General features: G+C 56.8%; 12 protein-coding genes. 5 read left to right on the top strand and 7 right to left on the bottom strand.

What is annotated here, in order from left to right:
* Positions 1 to 25 precede the first annotated feature (25 nt).
* Positions 26 to 2,002 (bottom strand): formate-dependent uric acid utilization protein AegA, encoded by a 1,977-nt coding sequence (gene aegA, locus NQ842_RS07415; RefSeq protein WP_306672648.1) that lies wholly within the window; start codon positions 2,000 to 2,002, stop codon positions 26 to 28.
* 152 nt (positions 2,003 to 2,154) lie between these two features.
* Between aegA and narQ the strand changes: the two genes are divergently transcribed.
* Entirely contained in the window at positions 2,155 to 3,843 is a 1,689-nt protein-coding gene (narQ, locus tag NQ842_RS07410; protein ID WP_257256686.1) for a nitrate/nitrite two-component system sensor histidine kinase NarQ, read from the top strand.
* 146 nt (positions 3,844 to 3,989) lie between these two features.
* On the top strand, positions 3,990 to 7,103 hold the full coding sequence (acrD, locus tag NQ842_RS07405; RefSeq protein ID WP_063424878.1) for a multidrug efflux RND transporter permease AcrD: 3,114 nt from the start codon (positions 3,990 to 3,992) through the stop codon (positions 7,101 to 7,103).
* Positions 7,104 to 7,212: 109 nt separating this feature from the next.
* Here acrD and ypfM read toward each other — a convergent pair whose 3' ends face one another.
* Positions 7,213 to 7,272: a protein YpfM gene (gene ypfM, locus NQ842_RS07400; RefSeq protein ID WP_015572204.1), complete on the bottom strand. Its 60-nt coding sequence runs from the start codon at positions 7,270 to 7,272 to the stop codon at positions 7,213 to 7,215.
* Positions 7,273 to 7,658: 386 nt separating this feature from the next.
* Between ypfM and NQ842_RS07395 the strand changes: the two genes are divergently transcribed.
* From NQ842_RS07395 to NQ842_RS07385, 3 genes are read left to right on the top strand one after another with little or no spacing between them, the layout of a single operon-like run.
* A complete protein-coding gene (locus NQ842_RS07395) occupies positions 7,659 to 8,009 on the top strand; it encodes an ArsC family reductase (RefSeq protein WP_013098220.1) in 351 nt (116 codons plus the stop codon).
* Between the two features lie 10 nt (positions 8,010 to 8,019).
* On the top strand, positions 8,020 to 9,147 hold the full coding sequence (dapE, locus tag NQ842_RS07390) for a succinyl-diaminopimelate desuccinylase (RefSeq protein WP_046888235.1): 1,128 nt from the start codon (positions 8,020 to 8,022) through the stop codon (positions 9,145 to 9,147).
* 24 nt (positions 9,148 to 9,171) lie between these two features.
* Positions 9,172 to 9,369, top strand: coding sequence for a YpfN family protein (locus NQ842_RS07385; protein ID WP_013098222.1), 198 nt, complete (start codon positions 9,172 to 9,174; stop codon positions 9,367 to 9,369).
* Positions 9,370 to 9,410: 41 nt separating this feature from the next.
* On the opposite strand, the gene ypfH is transcribed toward NQ842_RS07385, so the two are convergent.
* The 5 genes from ypfH to bamC form a co-directional block, all read right to left on the bottom strand.
* Entirely contained in the window at positions 9,411 to 10,106 is a 696-nt protein-coding gene (ypfH, locus tag NQ842_RS07380) for an esterase (protein WP_014832854.1), read from the bottom strand.
* Positions 10,107 to 10,179: 73 nt separating this feature from the next.
* Positions 10,180 to 12,153, bottom strand: a complete 1,974-nt coding sequence (locus NQ842_RS07375) for a tRNA(Met) cytidine acetyltransferase TmcA (RefSeq protein ID WP_257256685.1) — start codon at positions 12,151 to 12,153, stop codon at positions 10,180 to 10,182.
* Positions 12,153 to 13,022 carry a neutral zinc metallopeptidase gene (locus NQ842_RS07370; RefSeq protein WP_014832856.1) on the bottom strand — a complete coding sequence of 290 codons (870 nt, stop codon included), beginning with the start codon at positions 13,020 to 13,022 and terminating at the stop codon, positions 12,153 to 12,155. Before NQ842_RS07370 ends, NQ842_RS07375 begins: the two co-directional genes overlap by 1 nt.
* Positions 13,023 to 13,141: 119 nt before the next feature.
* Positions 13,142 to 13,855 (bottom strand): phosphoribosylaminoimidazolesuccinocarboxamide synthase, encoded by a 714-nt coding sequence (purC, locus tag NQ842_RS07365; protein WP_008501631.1) that lies wholly within the window; start codon positions 13,853 to 13,855, stop codon positions 13,142 to 13,144.
* Between the two features lie 109 nt (positions 13,856 to 13,964).
* Entirely contained in the window at positions 13,965 to 14,999 is a 1,035-nt protein-coding gene (gene bamC / locus NQ842_RS07360; RefSeq protein ID WP_257256684.1) for an outer membrane protein assembly factor BamC, read from the bottom strand.
* Positions 15,000 to 15,006: the final 7 nt, after the last annotated feature.

Below are 15,006 nucleotides of genomic sequence, written 5' to 3'. Positions count from 1 at the left end.
AACCCCACTTTGTCGCCCACCCGATTTAATGCGTTTTTGACGCGCTGACGCCCAGCCAGTCGAGGATCCCCTGCGCGGCATGCCGCCCTTCCGCCATGGCGGTGACCACTAAATCTGCACCGCGTACGGCGTCACCGCCTGCGAAAATTTGCGGGTTAGAGGTCTGATAACGATAGCGACTCTCCACCGAGGCAATAATTCGCCCCCAGCTATCCGTCTCAACGCCCTGCGCCTGCAGCCACGGCATCTCGTGCGGATTGAAACCAAATGCCATGATCACCGCATCCGCAGGCATCACAAACTCGCTGCCCGCTATCGGCACCGGCCGACGACGCCCCTGCGCATCCGCTTCGCCGAGTTCGGTACGCAGCATACGAAGGCCATTGACCTGCCCGTCTGGTGCCAGGGTTAACTCCACGGGCTGAACGTTAAATTCAAACGCGGCGCCCTCTTCCTTCGCATTCTTCACCTCTTTTTTCGAGCCCGGCATATTGGCTTCATCCCGGCGGTAGGCACAGGTTACCTTCGCCGCACCGTGACGTAACGCGGTGCGGACACAGTCCATGGCGGTATCGCCCCCGCCGAGCACTACCACGTTCAGCCCCCGGGTATCGATAAATGGCGCTTTGGTTGTCGCCTCAAGCCCCATCACGTGGCGGGTGTTTGCCACCAGGAAAGGTAACGCGTCATAGACGCCGGGCGCATCTTCATGCGCAATACCCGCTTTCATGGAACGATAGGTTCCCACGCCAATAAACAGGGCGTCGTATTCGCGTTGCAGCTGTGACATCGGCACATCCTGTCCGACGTCGCAGTTCAGAACGAACTGGATCCCCATGGCTGTGAATATCTCCCTGCGCCGTGCGAGCAGCGATTTATCGAGCTTAAAGGCCGGGATACCAAACGTCAGCAAGCCGCCAATCTCCGGGTGCCGATCATAGACCGTGACGCTCACGCCGCTGCGCGCCAGCACGTCGGCACAGGCGAGCCCCGCAGGCCCCGCACCGATCACCGCCACACGTTTATCAACCGGCGTCACGCCGCTCAGATCCGGCTTCCAGCCCATCGCCAGCGCCTGGTCAGAGATATAGCGCTCGATGTTGCCAATGGTGACCGCGCCCGAGACATCACGCACGGTGCAGGCGCCTTCACATAATCGGTCCTGCGGACAGACGCGGCCGGTAATTTCAGGTAAACAGTTGGTCTGGTGTGAAAGCTCAACCGCCCCGGCGATATCCCCCGCTTTAACGCGTTCAATCCACTGGGGGATATGGTTATGCAACGGACAGGTCCATTCACAAATGCTGTGTTCGCCGCACTTCAGGCAGCGCGACGCCTCACGCGAGGCCTGCTCTGCCCGAAACGGCAGGTAGATCTCCTGAAAATGGCTGACACGTGCATTCGCGGCGAGTTTATCCGGCTCCCCGCGTGGCGGTGTGTTTCTCATCTGCTCAAGCCGGGTACGCGGCAGGTCTGGTCTGACCGCCTCGTCGTGCCAGGGCTGCGCTTCCTGACGGGCGGTGCGCTGGCGGCGGGTTTTCGCCAGGTGATTCAGCACGGCGGGCGTCGCCAGGGTAAGCACCTGTGCCGGACAATTTTCGATGCAGGCCGGGCCCTGTAGGCGCGTGTGGCAAAGATCGCATTTATGCGCCGAGGCTTTTACGTTGCCCTTGTCGAGAGGCGTAACAACGATCTCCATCGTGCCGAACGGACAGGCGACCACGCAGGCTTTACAGCCAATGCATTTTTGTTGATTCACCTGTACGCTGTCATCGCATTTGCTGATGGCCCCGTTCGGGCAGCTCTGCGCGCAGGGCGCGTTTTCGCAATGGTGACAGGTTACAGGCGTGCTCTTCGCGCCAGATTTCAGGACAGAAATGCGGGGATGAAAATGGCGCTCGCTCAGCACATGTTGTTCATCGTTGTGCGCCATCACGCAGGCCACTTCGCAGGCACGACACCCTATACACTGCTGGCTGTTGGCCATAATAAAACGATTCATAACGACACCTGTTTTTGGTTCAATAACCTTATTCTTTATAGGAATAGTGTATTTACCCACGGCGGCGCTATCAGGCAATGTACAAATGCCCAGGAAGCCGAACTATCTCCAGTGAACCTGTGGCAGATCAATTTTTTTCAGGAAGCTGTTCTGTGACCGTTAAACGACCCGTTTCCGGAAGCCTGGCCCGGGCTTTCATTTCCATTATTGTGCTGTCCGTTCTGACCAGCACCGTTGCGCTGTTGACGCTCGCCAGCAGCCAGCGCGACGCAGAAGCCATCAATATTGCCGGTTCACTGCGTATGCAGAGCTATCGTCTGGGTTATGAGATGCAGCGCAACAGCGACGCTCTTGCGGCGCACCGCGAAAACTGGCAGCAGACGCTGGGCGCCCCTGCGCTACAAAAGCTGAACCGCTGGTACGTGCCGGACGATGTTAAAGCGCGCTATCAGCAGCTGCATCTGGCGTGGCAGGAGATGGATAACCGCATCGCTCGCGGCGATATCGGGTGGTATCAGGCCCACATTGAAGACTTTGTCGGCCGGATTGACGCCTTTGTGCTCGCCCTTCAGCACTACACCGAACATAAAATCCGCGCGGTGATCCTCATCTCCCTGGCGGGCGGGACAGGCATTCTGTTACTGACGATCTTCACCCTGCGACGCATTCGTCGCCAGGTGGTGTTACCGCTGAATAATCTGGTGGCGGCCAGCGAGCGCATTGAGCGGGGGCAATTCGATACGCCTGCACCGGATACCGCGCTGCCGAACGAGCTGGGTCAGTTATCCCGGGCGTTCAATCATATGTCGGGGGAATTGCACACGCTTTATCGCTCGCTTGAACACTCCGTGGCGGAAAAGACGCGGCATTTGAATGAGGCGCACCAGCAGCTGGAGATGCTGTTTAAATGTTCTCAGGCACTGAATACCGGCCAGATAGATAGCCACTGTTTCCGGCATATTTTGCAGATAGTGCATGAGTACACGCAGATGAACTACCTGGAGTTGCGCACCATCGACGACTGGCGGCTCAGCGAAGGTACAGAGTCGAATGAAATCCCCCTGCAAACGCTACCCGTGCTGATGCAGGATACCCTGTACGGTGAATTGCGCTGGCAAAGCGAGACGGGCAACGTTCCCCTGCCGCTGATGAAAAGCGTGGCGACGATGCTCGGGCGCGGGCTTTACTTCAACCAGGCGCAAAAGCACTACCAGCAGCTGCTGCTGATGGAAGAGCGCGCGACGATCGCCCGCGAGCTGCATGATTCGCTGGCGCAGGTGCTGTCCTATTTACGGATCCAGCTGGCGCTGCTTAAACGCGCCATCCCGCAGGAAAATGCCCCGGCGCAGACCATCATCACCGACTTTTCCCGCGAGCTTAACAACGCCTGGCATCAGCTGCGCGAGCTGCTTACCACCTTCCGCCTGACGCTTAACCACGCCAACCTGCCCGCAGCCCTACAGGAGTCACTGGACGGGTTACAGAGCCAGACGCAGGCGAAGCTGCACCTCGACTGCCGTCTCTCCTCGCTGGCGCTGGACGCCCAGAAACAGGTGCATTTACTGCAAATCGTGCGTGAAGCGGTGTTGAATGCAATTAAACACGCTCAGGCCAGCGAAATCACCGTCAGTTGCGTGACGTCTGCTGACGGCACCCACAGCGTCAGCATCCGCGATAACGGTATCGGGATTGGCGAGGCCAGCGAGCCGCCAGGACATTACGGGCTCAATATTATGCGCGAACGCGCGGAGCGACTCGGTGGAACGCTGCACTTTTCCCGGCCACAAAACGGCGGGACGCTGGTGAGCGTGACCTTCCCGACAGGCGGTACCGACAGGTAAATTACGGTAAAAGGAGAGGCGCAGAGAAAAGCGCATGATAATTTACACTATCTCCTTTATTTCTCCACGTTTGGTCTTCGTCTTGCCGCTAAAGTGATGCGGGCAATAAACAATAATGACGTGCAGCAAAACGAGGTCTCTTTTTCATGGCGAATTTTTTTATCGATCGCCCCATTTTTGCCTGGGTACTTGCCATTCTGTTGTGTCTGACAGGTGTCCTGGCCATTACTTCACTTCCTGTTGAGCAATATCCCGACCTGGCACCGCCAAACGTGCGCGTTACGGCAAACTACCCCGGTGCTTCAGCACAAACGCTGGAAAATACCGTCACGCAGGTTATCGAGCAGAACATGACGGGTCTGGATAACCTGATGTACATGTCCTCGCAGAGTAGCGCCACCGGCCAGGCGACCGTCACCCTGAGCTTTACCGCCGGTACGGACCCGGACGAAGCCGTGCAACAGGTGCAAAACCAGCTGCAGTCGGCGATGCGTAAACTGCCTCAGGCGGTGCAGAATCAGGGGGTTACCGTGCGTAAAACCGGTGATACCAACATCCTGACTATTGCGTTTGTCTCCACCGACGGCTCCATGGATAAGCAGGACATTGCCGACTACGTCGCCAGTAATATTCAGGATCCCCTCAGCCGTATTAACGGCGTCGGTGATATCGACGCTTACGGCTCTCAGTATTCCATGCGTATCTGGCTTGATCCGAACAAGCTGAACAGCTTCCAGATGACGGCCACCGACGTGACGGATGCCATTAAATCCCAGAATGCCCAGATTGCCGTGGGGCAACTGGGGGGAACGCCTTCCGTCGATAAGCAAGCGTTGAATGCCACCATTAACTCACAGTCGTTGCTTCAGACCCCGGAGCAGTTTCGCAACATTACCCTGAGGGTCAATCAGGATGGCTCAGAGGTCCGCCTGGGCGACGTTGCCACGGTGGAAATGGGGGCTGAGAAATATGATTATCTCAGCCGCTTTAACGGTAATCCGGCCTCCGGTCTGGGGGTTAAACTGGCCTCGGGTGCCAATGAAATGGCCACCGCGCAGCTGGTGCTGGATCGTCTGGATGAGCTGTCGCACTATTTTCCCCACGGGCTGGAATACAAAGTCGCCTACGAAACCACCTCCTTCGTTAAAGCCTCTATTGAAGATGTGGTGAAAACGCTGCTGGAAGCGATCGCGCTGGTCTTCCTGGTCATGTACCTGTTCCTGCAAAACTTCCGCGCAACGCTGATCCCGACCATTGCCGTTCCGGTGGTGCTGCTGGGTACCTTCGCCGTGCTTTACGCGTTTGGTTACAGCATCAACACCCTGACGATGTTTGCGATGGTGCTGGCGATTGGCCTGCTGGTGGACGATGCCATCGTGGTGGTCGAAAACGTCGAGCGCATCATGAGCGAGGAAGGGCTTTCCCCGCGTCAGGCCACGCGTAAATCGATGGGACAAATTCAGGGGGCGTTAGTTGGCATCGCGATGGTGCTCTCGGCGGTCTTTATCCCGATGGCGTTTTTTGGCGGCACAACCGGTGCCATTTATCGTCAGTTCTCAATCACCATCGTCTCCGCAATGGTGTTGTCGGTGCTGGTGGCCCTGATCCTCACGCCAGCCCTCTGCGCCACCCTCCTCAAACCGCTGCACAAAGGGGAACAGCACGGTCAGAAAGGCTTCTTTGGCTGGTTTAACCGCATGTTCAACCGCAATGCCGCGCGTTATGAATCCGCCGTCGGCAAAGTGCTGCACCGCAGCCTGCGCTGGATGATGATTTACGTTGTGCTGCTGGGCGGTATGGTGTGGCTGTTCCTGCATCTGCCTACCTCTTTCCTGCCGCAGGAAGACCGGGGGATGTTCATCACTTCAGTGCAGCTCCCGAGCGGGTCAACGCAGCAGCAAACGCTGAAGGTAGTTCAGAAGGTGGAGCAGTACTTCTTCACCAAAGAGAAAGATAACGTGGTGTCGGTCTTCTCCACCGTCGGCTCCGGCCCGGGCGGGAACGGGCAGAACGTTGCGCGTATGTTTGTGCGCCTGAAAGACTGGGACGCGCGCGATACGAAAACGGGTACCTCGTTTGCCATTATCGAACGCGCGACCAAAGCCTTCTCCCGTATCAAAGAGGCTCGCGTTTTTGCCAGCAGCCCACCGGCCATCAGCGGTCTCGGCAGTTCTGCCGGGTTTGACATGGAGTTGCAGGACCATGCCGGTGCGGGCCACGCTGCGCTGATGGCGGCACGCGACAAGCTGTTAGAGCTGGCCGGTAAAGATCCGGGGCTGACCCGCGTTCGTCACAATGGTCTGGATGACAGCCCGCAACTGCAGGTGGATATTGATCAGCGTAAGGCGCAGGCGCTGGGCGTTTCCATCGACGACATCAACGACACCCTGCAAACGGCGTGGGGTTCAAGCTATGTGAATGACTTTATGGATCGCGGTCGCGTTAAAAAAGTGTATGTGCAATCCGCCGCGCCATACCGCATGCTGCCAGACGATATTAACCGCTGGTATGTCCGCAACAATGCGGGCGGCATGGTGCCGTTCTCCGCCTTCGCCTCCTCGCACTGGGAGAGCGGTTCTCCGCGTCTGGAGCGCTATAACGGCTATTCCGCCGTTGAGATCGTCGGTGAAGCCGCGCCGGGCGTCAGTACCGGTACGGCGATGGACACCATGGAAAAGCTGGTGCAACAGCTGCCCGCTGGCTTTGGTCTGCAGTGGACGGCCATGTCTTATCAGGAGCGGCTCTCCGGGGCGCAGGCTCCCGCACTTTACGCGCTGTCGCTACTGGTGGTCTTCCTCTGTCTCGCGGCGCTGTATGAAAGCTGGTCAGTCCCGTTCTCGGTCATGCTGGTGGTGCCGCTTGGCGTGATCGGCGCGCTGCTCGCCACCTGGATGCGCGGTCTGGAGAACGACGTTTACTTCCAGGTGGGGCTGCTCACCGTGATTGGGTTGTCGGCGAAAAACGCCATCCTGATTGTTGAGTTTGCCAACGAGATGAATGCCAAAGGCCATGAGCTGATGGCTTCCACGCTGCATGCCTGCCGTCAGCGCTTGCGTCCGATCCTGATGACCTCGCTGGCTTTTGTCTTCGGGGTGTTACCGATGGCAACCAGCTCAGGTGCAGGCTCCAGCAGCCAGCATGCGGTAGGTACAGGCGTCATGGGAGGAATGATTTCAGCCACGATCCTGGCCATTTATTTTGTGCCGCTGTTCTTCGTGCTGGTGCGTCGCCGCTTCCCGCTCAAGGAACGGCCTGAATAAGATAGTGAAAATAAAAAAGGCGGCTCAGTAGGCCGCCTTTTTACTGTGCGATTAATTCACACTATGGTTATTTTACTTATTTAAGTGCTCTTGCAATTCTTACTGAATGTCATTTACGAAGCATGCCTTCGATAAAATCTTTCCAGTTCCCCAGTTCACGTTCAATCATAACAACCTCTCTTATTATTATGCGCATTCTACGAAAACGTATCATCATTGTGAAGACAATTTAACCGATTGCTGTGATTGTACCCCGTCTGCGCGCTGGATTTATGATAAATATGAACGGAGAACCTTAAATTTTGTGTGACGGCCAGCAATATTTTGAAATAACCCTACCCACGGGTGAGTTTTATTTTACCCGCTGAGTTTACAGGCATTTATACCTGATGGACATCTATGCTTAAATGATGAAAGAATATTCAGCGTACAGGTGTGAGTTGAATTAACAAGAGGTGTTAATCCAGAGCGTTTCTGAATGTGTTATATTCCGCTTAAGGATATATCTTCGAATTTACTGAACATTTAATGGTCATAAGAACAAAAGGATTCAACATGGTTGTCATGTACGGCATTAAAAATTGTGACACGATCAAAAAAGCCCGCCGCTGGCTTGAAGCTAACAATGTCGAGTACCGCTTCCACGATTACCGTGCCGATGGGCTTGATGCAGAATTTCTGCATACCGCCATTAACGAACTGGGGTGGGAAGCGCTGCTGAACACCCGCGGCACGACCTGGCGCAAGCTGGACGAATCCCTGCGCGCCAGCATCAAGGATGCCAACAGCGCAGCAAATCTGATGCTTGAAATGCCAGCAATCATCAAACGCCCATTGCTCTGCGCGCCCGGGCAGCCTATGCTGCTGGGTTTCAGTGAAACCCTTTATTCCGACTTTTTTCGTTGAGGTGTAGTTTATGTCATGCCCGGTCATTGAGCTGACTCAGCAGCTTATTCGCCGTCCTTCCCTTAGCCCGGACGACGCAGGTTGTCAGGCATTAATGATTGAGCGCCTGCGTGCCATCGGTTTTACTGTGGAGCGTATGGATTTTGGCGACACCCAGAATTTCTGGGCGTGGCGTGGCCAGGGCGAAACGCTGGCCTTTGCCGGGCATACCGACGTGGTTCCCGCAGGGGATGCGGACCGCTGGATCAACCCTCCGTTTGAACCCACCATCCGCGATGGCATGCTTTTTGGCCGCGGCGCCGCAGACATGAAAGGCTCCCTGGCGGCAATGGTTGTGGCGGCAGAGCGCTTTGTCGCCCAGCACCCAAACCATAAAAACCGTCTCGCGTTTCTCATTACCTCTGATGAAGAAGCCAGCGCCCATAACGGCACCGTCAAGGTGGTTGAGGCCCTGATGGCCCGCAACGAGCGTCTGGACTACTGTCTGGTCGGCGAGCCGTCCAGTACCGAGGTGGTGGGCGATGTGGTGAAAAATGGCCGCCGCGGCTCGTTAACCTGTAACCTGACCCTTCATGGCGTACAGGGACACGTGGCGTACCCGCATCTGGCCGATAACCCTGTTCACCGCGCAGCGCCAATGCTGAGTGAACTGGTGAGCATTGAGTGGGACAAAGGCAATGAGTTCTTCCCGCCAACCAGCATGCAGATTGCGAACGTGAAGGCCGGAACCGGCAGCAACAACGTGATCCCGGGGGATTTCTTCGTTCAGTTTAACTTCCGTTTCAGCACGGAACTGACCGATGAGATGATCAAAGCGCGCGTTATCGCCCTGCTGGAAAAATATCAGCTGCGTTACACCGTGGACTGGTGGCTTTCCGGCCAGCCGTTCCTGACGCAGCGCGGTAAACTGGTGGATGCGGTGGTGAACGCCATCGAGCACTATAATGAAATTAAGCCACAACTGCTGACGACGGGTGGCACCTCAGACGGACGCTTTATCGCCCGCATGGGAGCTCAGGTTGTCGAACTGGGACCAGTGAACGCGACCATTCATAAAATCAATGAGTGCGTCAATGCCGCAGATTTGCAACTGCTGGCCCGTATGTATCAACGTATTATGGAGCAAATCGTCGCCTGACGAGCGCTCTGAGAGGAATAGCGAATGGATTGGCTTGCAAAGTACTGGTGGATTCTGGTGTTAGTGTTTCTGGTAGGCGTATTGCTTAACGTGATTAAAGATCTTAAGCGCGTTGACCATAAAAAATTCCTCGCCAACAAGCCGGATCTTCCGCCTCATCGTGATTTTAACGACAAGTGGGATGACGACGACGACTGGCCGAAGAAAGACCAGAAGAAGTAATTCGCACTCCCTCTCCCCGTTGGGGAGAGGGAATGTTTCACTCATAAAAATTCAACAATATCATCATCGTCCGGCTTACCCCCGCTGAGCGCTTCATCAAAGTAGTGCTTCGGTACGGTATAACGCAGATGGTCAAGCGCAAACTGCATGCTGCGATCGTCAATCGCGTGGCCAAGATCGTCAACAATATCCAGCGTCACATCCCCGCCTTCCCGGATCAGGGCTTCCTGTGCCGCTACGGCGTGCGAAAGCTCAATCACCCGGTCTTCGCCACCGTGGATCAAGTGGATCGTCGTCTGCGTGGTTGCGCTCGTCGGCAGCGTCGCGAAACGGCCGTTAAAGGCAATCACGCGCGAAGCCAGACCCGGCTCTGCTTTCACGCTCTCCAGCGACATGATTGACCCCTGTGAAAAGCCAATCAGCGCGGTCGCGTCGGCACCAACGCCGCTCTGCTGCTGCCAGTAACGCACGGTTTCGATAAAGACCGGCATAATGGCATCAATGCGCGCCTGACGGTTCTCTTCCGTCACGCCCTGAACGGAGAACCACTGCCGTCCGTCAGGGCCACACGGCTCCACGCCGCCGATACTGACAATCAGCGCCTCAGGAAAAACAGGTGCAAACCAGCGACCTATCTCTCCCATATTGACGGCGTTATCGCCAACGCCATGAAACAGCAGCAGTAACTGTTTAGCCGGTTTGTCGGGGCTTTGAACAACAAAATGATCGTGTTTCATGGCGGTCTCCTTAATTGATGACCTGGATTCTACGCCTTGCGGGGGGAATGACCATGCCACTTTACTGAAGAAGTCATTGAAAAAATTGCCATTGCAATATGTCGCTTTTGAGCTGCTGGCTGCGTGCATTATCAAGACATTCAAGGGCCTGCGCCGTTTCAGCGCGTAATCTTGCCAGCACCGCTTTTCGCCCGGTGAGCGACAGCTCAGCACTGAGCGCGGCGTCCTCTCTTCGCGCCTCAATTTTACCGCGCAGGGCCGGAAGCGGCAGATCCACGGCGAGCAGCAAACGCGTCAACGCGGCAACGGACGTAGCAAAGGGCCGGTGTGCAAAGGCAAAGCCTGCCAGCTCCAGCCAGTCGTCACTATTAAGGGTAGCTTCCCACTCATCTGCCACCGGGATCTTTTCGCCATTCCACAATGATAAGACACGCGCATCGCGATGCAGGCGCAGCCGGGCCTGTTCACACAGACGATGCCCCGCCTCACTTTGCGGCAATAACGCCATTGCGGTATAGCAGCCGCTGCTGGCTTCGCGGTGGCTGCCCATCCGTACCAGCACAAAGCCGCACCGCTGCCAGAAATGCCACAGCGCGTCGGTAAAGCCAAAACTTACCGAGAGATAATCCTCCCCGCAGGCCTCGCGGATAAGCGCCCGGCCGATCCCTTCCCGTTGCCGGTGAGGGTGAACAGCGATGCGCGTGACCCGTCGACCTTTCAGCGTTGCTGCCAGAGGCGTGCCGCCATGCGCGGCCAGAGACTGCGCGACAAGGTTACCGCGCGGACGGCGAAAACCCGCCCATACTGCGCGACTTAGCGCCGGGCTTAACCCGCCTTCGTCTACCAGCCACAACGCGCCCGCGATGACCGGATCCGTTTGCGCGACGGCAACGTGCTGACCGGGGGCGTCCATCATACGGCGCAGATCCAGCGGCGAGGTACGGTAATGGGCCGCACAAAGCAGCTCGTAGACACTCGCGGCGAGTGCAGGCGTGTGCTCCCATGCATCGGGGGCCAGAGAGGTCAGTTGCACCTCTCCTTTCGGCTGCTGGTCGATGAGCGTGTCGTCAAACAGCAGTGCGCTGGCGACTACCCGCTCAAGCGGACATCCCACAGCCCAGCGAACGGGGGTGGATAAGGTATAACGCTGCAGGGCGCTGAACTGCGCGCAGAATTTAAGCAAAAACCCTCTTCCGGTTCCTTCATACCCTTGTACCGTCGTGGTTAACAGTGCCCGTGGAAAGCGCGCAACCAGCTTCTCCAGCACAGGGCCGGGTATGGCCGCCGCCTCATCGACAATCAGCCAGTCGGCATGGTGTGAGGAGGCCAGCAGCGCATCCGGTGCCATAAAGTGAAAATGTTCACCCGCAAACCGTGCGATGACCTCCGTTGCCCCCTTTGCCGGTGCGGTGACAACTGCTCTGCCCTCAATGCTGTTCAGCAGCATGCCGGCAAGCGCCGACTTTCCCCGCCCGCGCGGGGCGGTAACAGCCGCAACGCCTTTCGGCATTGCACGAAGTGCCTGCAGGATCTCCTCCTGCTCGCGCTGGGGCGCGCCGTTAGCGGGTTGCCAGTCAGGGGCATCAGGAAACGGAGGAAGGGTTAACGGCTGGTTTTGCTGCCAGACGATTGCATCGGCGTCGCGGGTAATCATCTGGCAAAAGTGGCGAATGAAATTCGGCGTGGGAATGGGTTCTGCGCTGTCGCTCCAGCGCAGGGAATCGCGGTCGGGCGTGTCTGCCCACACCGCAAGCGGGGGAGCCAACAGCACCAGCAGGCTCCCGGCACGCAGCGTTCCGCTCAGGGCGGCAAAGGCTGAGACATCAAACCCGGCGCGGGCATCAAAAACAGCGTGCCGGAACTCGCGCCCCAGCAGCCCGCCTGTCTCCCGGGAAGGGTTTTCATCCAGCCACACCCAATCCCCGGAAAGCGTATCACGCAGTGCCCCGGCCTGCGCCAGGGACCACGGCGCATCACCGCTGAGCACCACCAGCCGACGCTGGCCGGTGCGCTCAAGCTGGCTAATCAGTTGGTCAAACGCCACCATTACATGGCTTTACCGAAGGTGTTGCACTGCGCCGGGTCACCGCTGTCAAAACCGCGTTTAAACCAGGTGTAACGTTGTTCTGACGTCCCGTGAGTGAAGCTGTCCGGCACCACACGGCCCTGGCTCTGCTGCTGGAGACGGTCGTCACCGATGGCCTCAGCGGCATTTAACGCCTCTTCCAGGTCGCCAGACTCCAGCACGCCCTGCTTCTGCATGCTGTTACCCCAGACGCCCGCGAAGCAGTCCGCCTGCAGCTCCATGCGCACGGAAAGGCGATTGACCTCCGCCTGCGAGGCGTTTTGCTGAAGCTGGCGAACCTTAGGTTCAATGCCCAGCAATTTTTGCACGTGATGCCCCACTTCATGCGCAATCACGTAGCCCTGAGCAAAATCACCGTCGGCACCGAGTTTGCGTTTCATGTCATCATAAAAAGAGAGATCGATATAGACGGTGCTGTCTGCCGGGCAGTAGAACGGCCCCATCACCGACTGTCCGGTGCCGCAGCCGGTGCGGGTCGCACCACGGTACATCACCAGCTTCGGCGGCTGGTAGCTGCGCCCCATTTTCTCAAACTGCTGGCTCCACGTGTCTTCAGTGGTCGCGAGAATAACGGAGGTAAATTTGGCCGCTTCATCTTCATTTGGGTTGATGGAGCGCTGAGATTGCTGCTGTTGCTGCAGCGGCTGACCGGTCATTAACCCGGTGAGATCGACTCCGTAATAACCCGCAACCAGCACCACAATCAGCAGAATGATTCCGCCTTTTCCGCTGGGTAAACGGAAGCCGGGGCCACCCATGGAAGGGCCGCCACCGCTATCACCACGTCTGTCTTCTACATTGTCACTTTCACGACGCCCTTGCCAGCGCATAACTACCTCGAACTATTCCATTAATAATAGCTATGATCGTAGGCGGTTAACGGCAAGATTACCATAGGAAACAAAGGTAAGACGCCAAAGGATATGAACATCCTTTGGCGATGAGGGAGTTAGTCGAGCTTAACGCCTAAACGGTGAGCAACGGCTTCGTACGCTTCAATCAGGCCACCCAGGCTCTGACGGAAACGGTCTTTATCCATTTTATCCAGCGTTTCTTTGTCCCACAGACGGCTGCCGTCCGGTGAGAACTCGTCGCCCAGTACCACTTCGCCTTTGAACAGACCAAACTCCAGCTTGAAGTCGACGAGGATCAGGCCAGCATCATCAAACAGTTTTTTCAGCACATCGTTGGCTTTGTAGGTCAGCTCTTTCATGCGCGCCAGGTTCTCTTTATTCACCCAGCCGAAGGTTTCGCAGTAGGAGTCATTGACCATCGGATCGTGCATGGCGTCGTTTTTCAGGAACAGATCGAACAGCGGTGGATTCAGCTCGATACCTTCCTCAATGCCCAGACGCTTCACCAGGGAGCCCGCGGCACGGTTACGAATGACGCACTCAACCGGAACCATATCCAGTTTTTTCACCAGACATTCCGTATCGGACAGCAACGCTTCCATCTGAGTCGGGATACCCGCTTCGGCCAGTTTGGTCATAATGAAGTGGTTGAACTTGTTGTTCACCATGCCTTTACGATCGAACTGCTCAATGCGTGCGCCATCCCCTGCTGACGTATCATTGCGGAACTCGAGCACCAACAGATCCGGGTTTTCCGTGCTGTATACGGTCTTCGCTTTGCCACGATACAACTCAGCTTGCTTCTGCATCTTGATTACTCCTGGTGTGATGATTTGTGTTCAAAACTGGGGATATTATGCCACGCACACGTTTGCGTAGCACGAAAATAAAAAGGGCTGGATTTACCAGCCCTCGTATTTATTTGCTGAATGCAGCCTGGAAGACCGCGACCAGCGCATCGTTCTGCGACTGGGTCAGCGTGTGACCTTTCGGATCGATAAACTGCAGGCTACTGCGGTTATCGAGGTCGCCTATCTGAATCTTGTAGTCGCCGGAAGCAAGCTGTGGATCGCGTGCGCCCAGCTCCTGCCATGCGCTGTCGGACAGCGGCTTATAGGTTGCCGTCATGCTACCGGTTGAACGCGTGCTGTCGGTCACTTTCATGCCCACTTTTTCCAGCGTCGCTGGCAGACGCTGCCAGGTCTGGTTAAACGGTGCACGAACAACCAGCATCGGCAGGCCGGTATCATCCGCGCCGCTCTGGACATCAAACGTCACACCGTTACGGCTCTGTGAGGCGTTAGCGGCGTCGGTGGCGTTTTTATCCAGGCCCGCAGCAATCACGTTCAGCATTTCAGTGCTGTAACGCTGCATGGCGGCGGCATCCGCAACCGGTTTACCCGCCTGCTCCAGGTTCAACAGCTTAACGGTAACCGCCTGCTGATAGCCCTGCGGTTTAACGGAGACTTGATAACGACCACGGTACTGCTGGTCTTCATCCAGACGGTTCCACTCGATCCAGTCGGTGGTTAACGTCTGGCTGGCGTCATCGCGTTTATCAATCGTGTAGTTCTTCGACTGAATAACGCTCACCACCTGTGGCCACAGCGTGCTGCCACGTGCGCTTTCCACCATCAGAGACGCGGTATCACCGGTAAACTGGGTACGCGCCCCGCTCACCAGCGCCAGAGGCTGTGCTGGCGGACGAATATCAAGCGCTTTGCCCACCGGGCCGCTGCCGTTGGTCACGGGGATATTATAATCGCCGTTCTGAATCGGCAGGATCATGCCAGCCGGTGCATGAAGTTCAGCAAGCGGGGTCGCATCCAGATAGGATTCATCACCGCTCACCTGGCGCTTGTAGCGCGAGTCTGAACTACAGGCAGCGAGCAGCATAACAAGCGAAACACTCGCAACCTTCGCCAGGCGCGACTTCTGTACTGAATAAGCCATCAAATCT

This window comes from Enterobacter cloacae complex sp. R_G8, from assembly GCF_024599795.1.
Classification (GTDB): Bacteria; Pseudomonadota; Gammaproteobacteria; order Enterobacterales; family Enterobacteriaceae; genus Enterobacter; species Enterobacter dissolvens.
The sequence above is the reverse complement of the archived record's forward strand: the minus strand, read 5'-3'. Positions and strand labels throughout refer to the sequence as shown.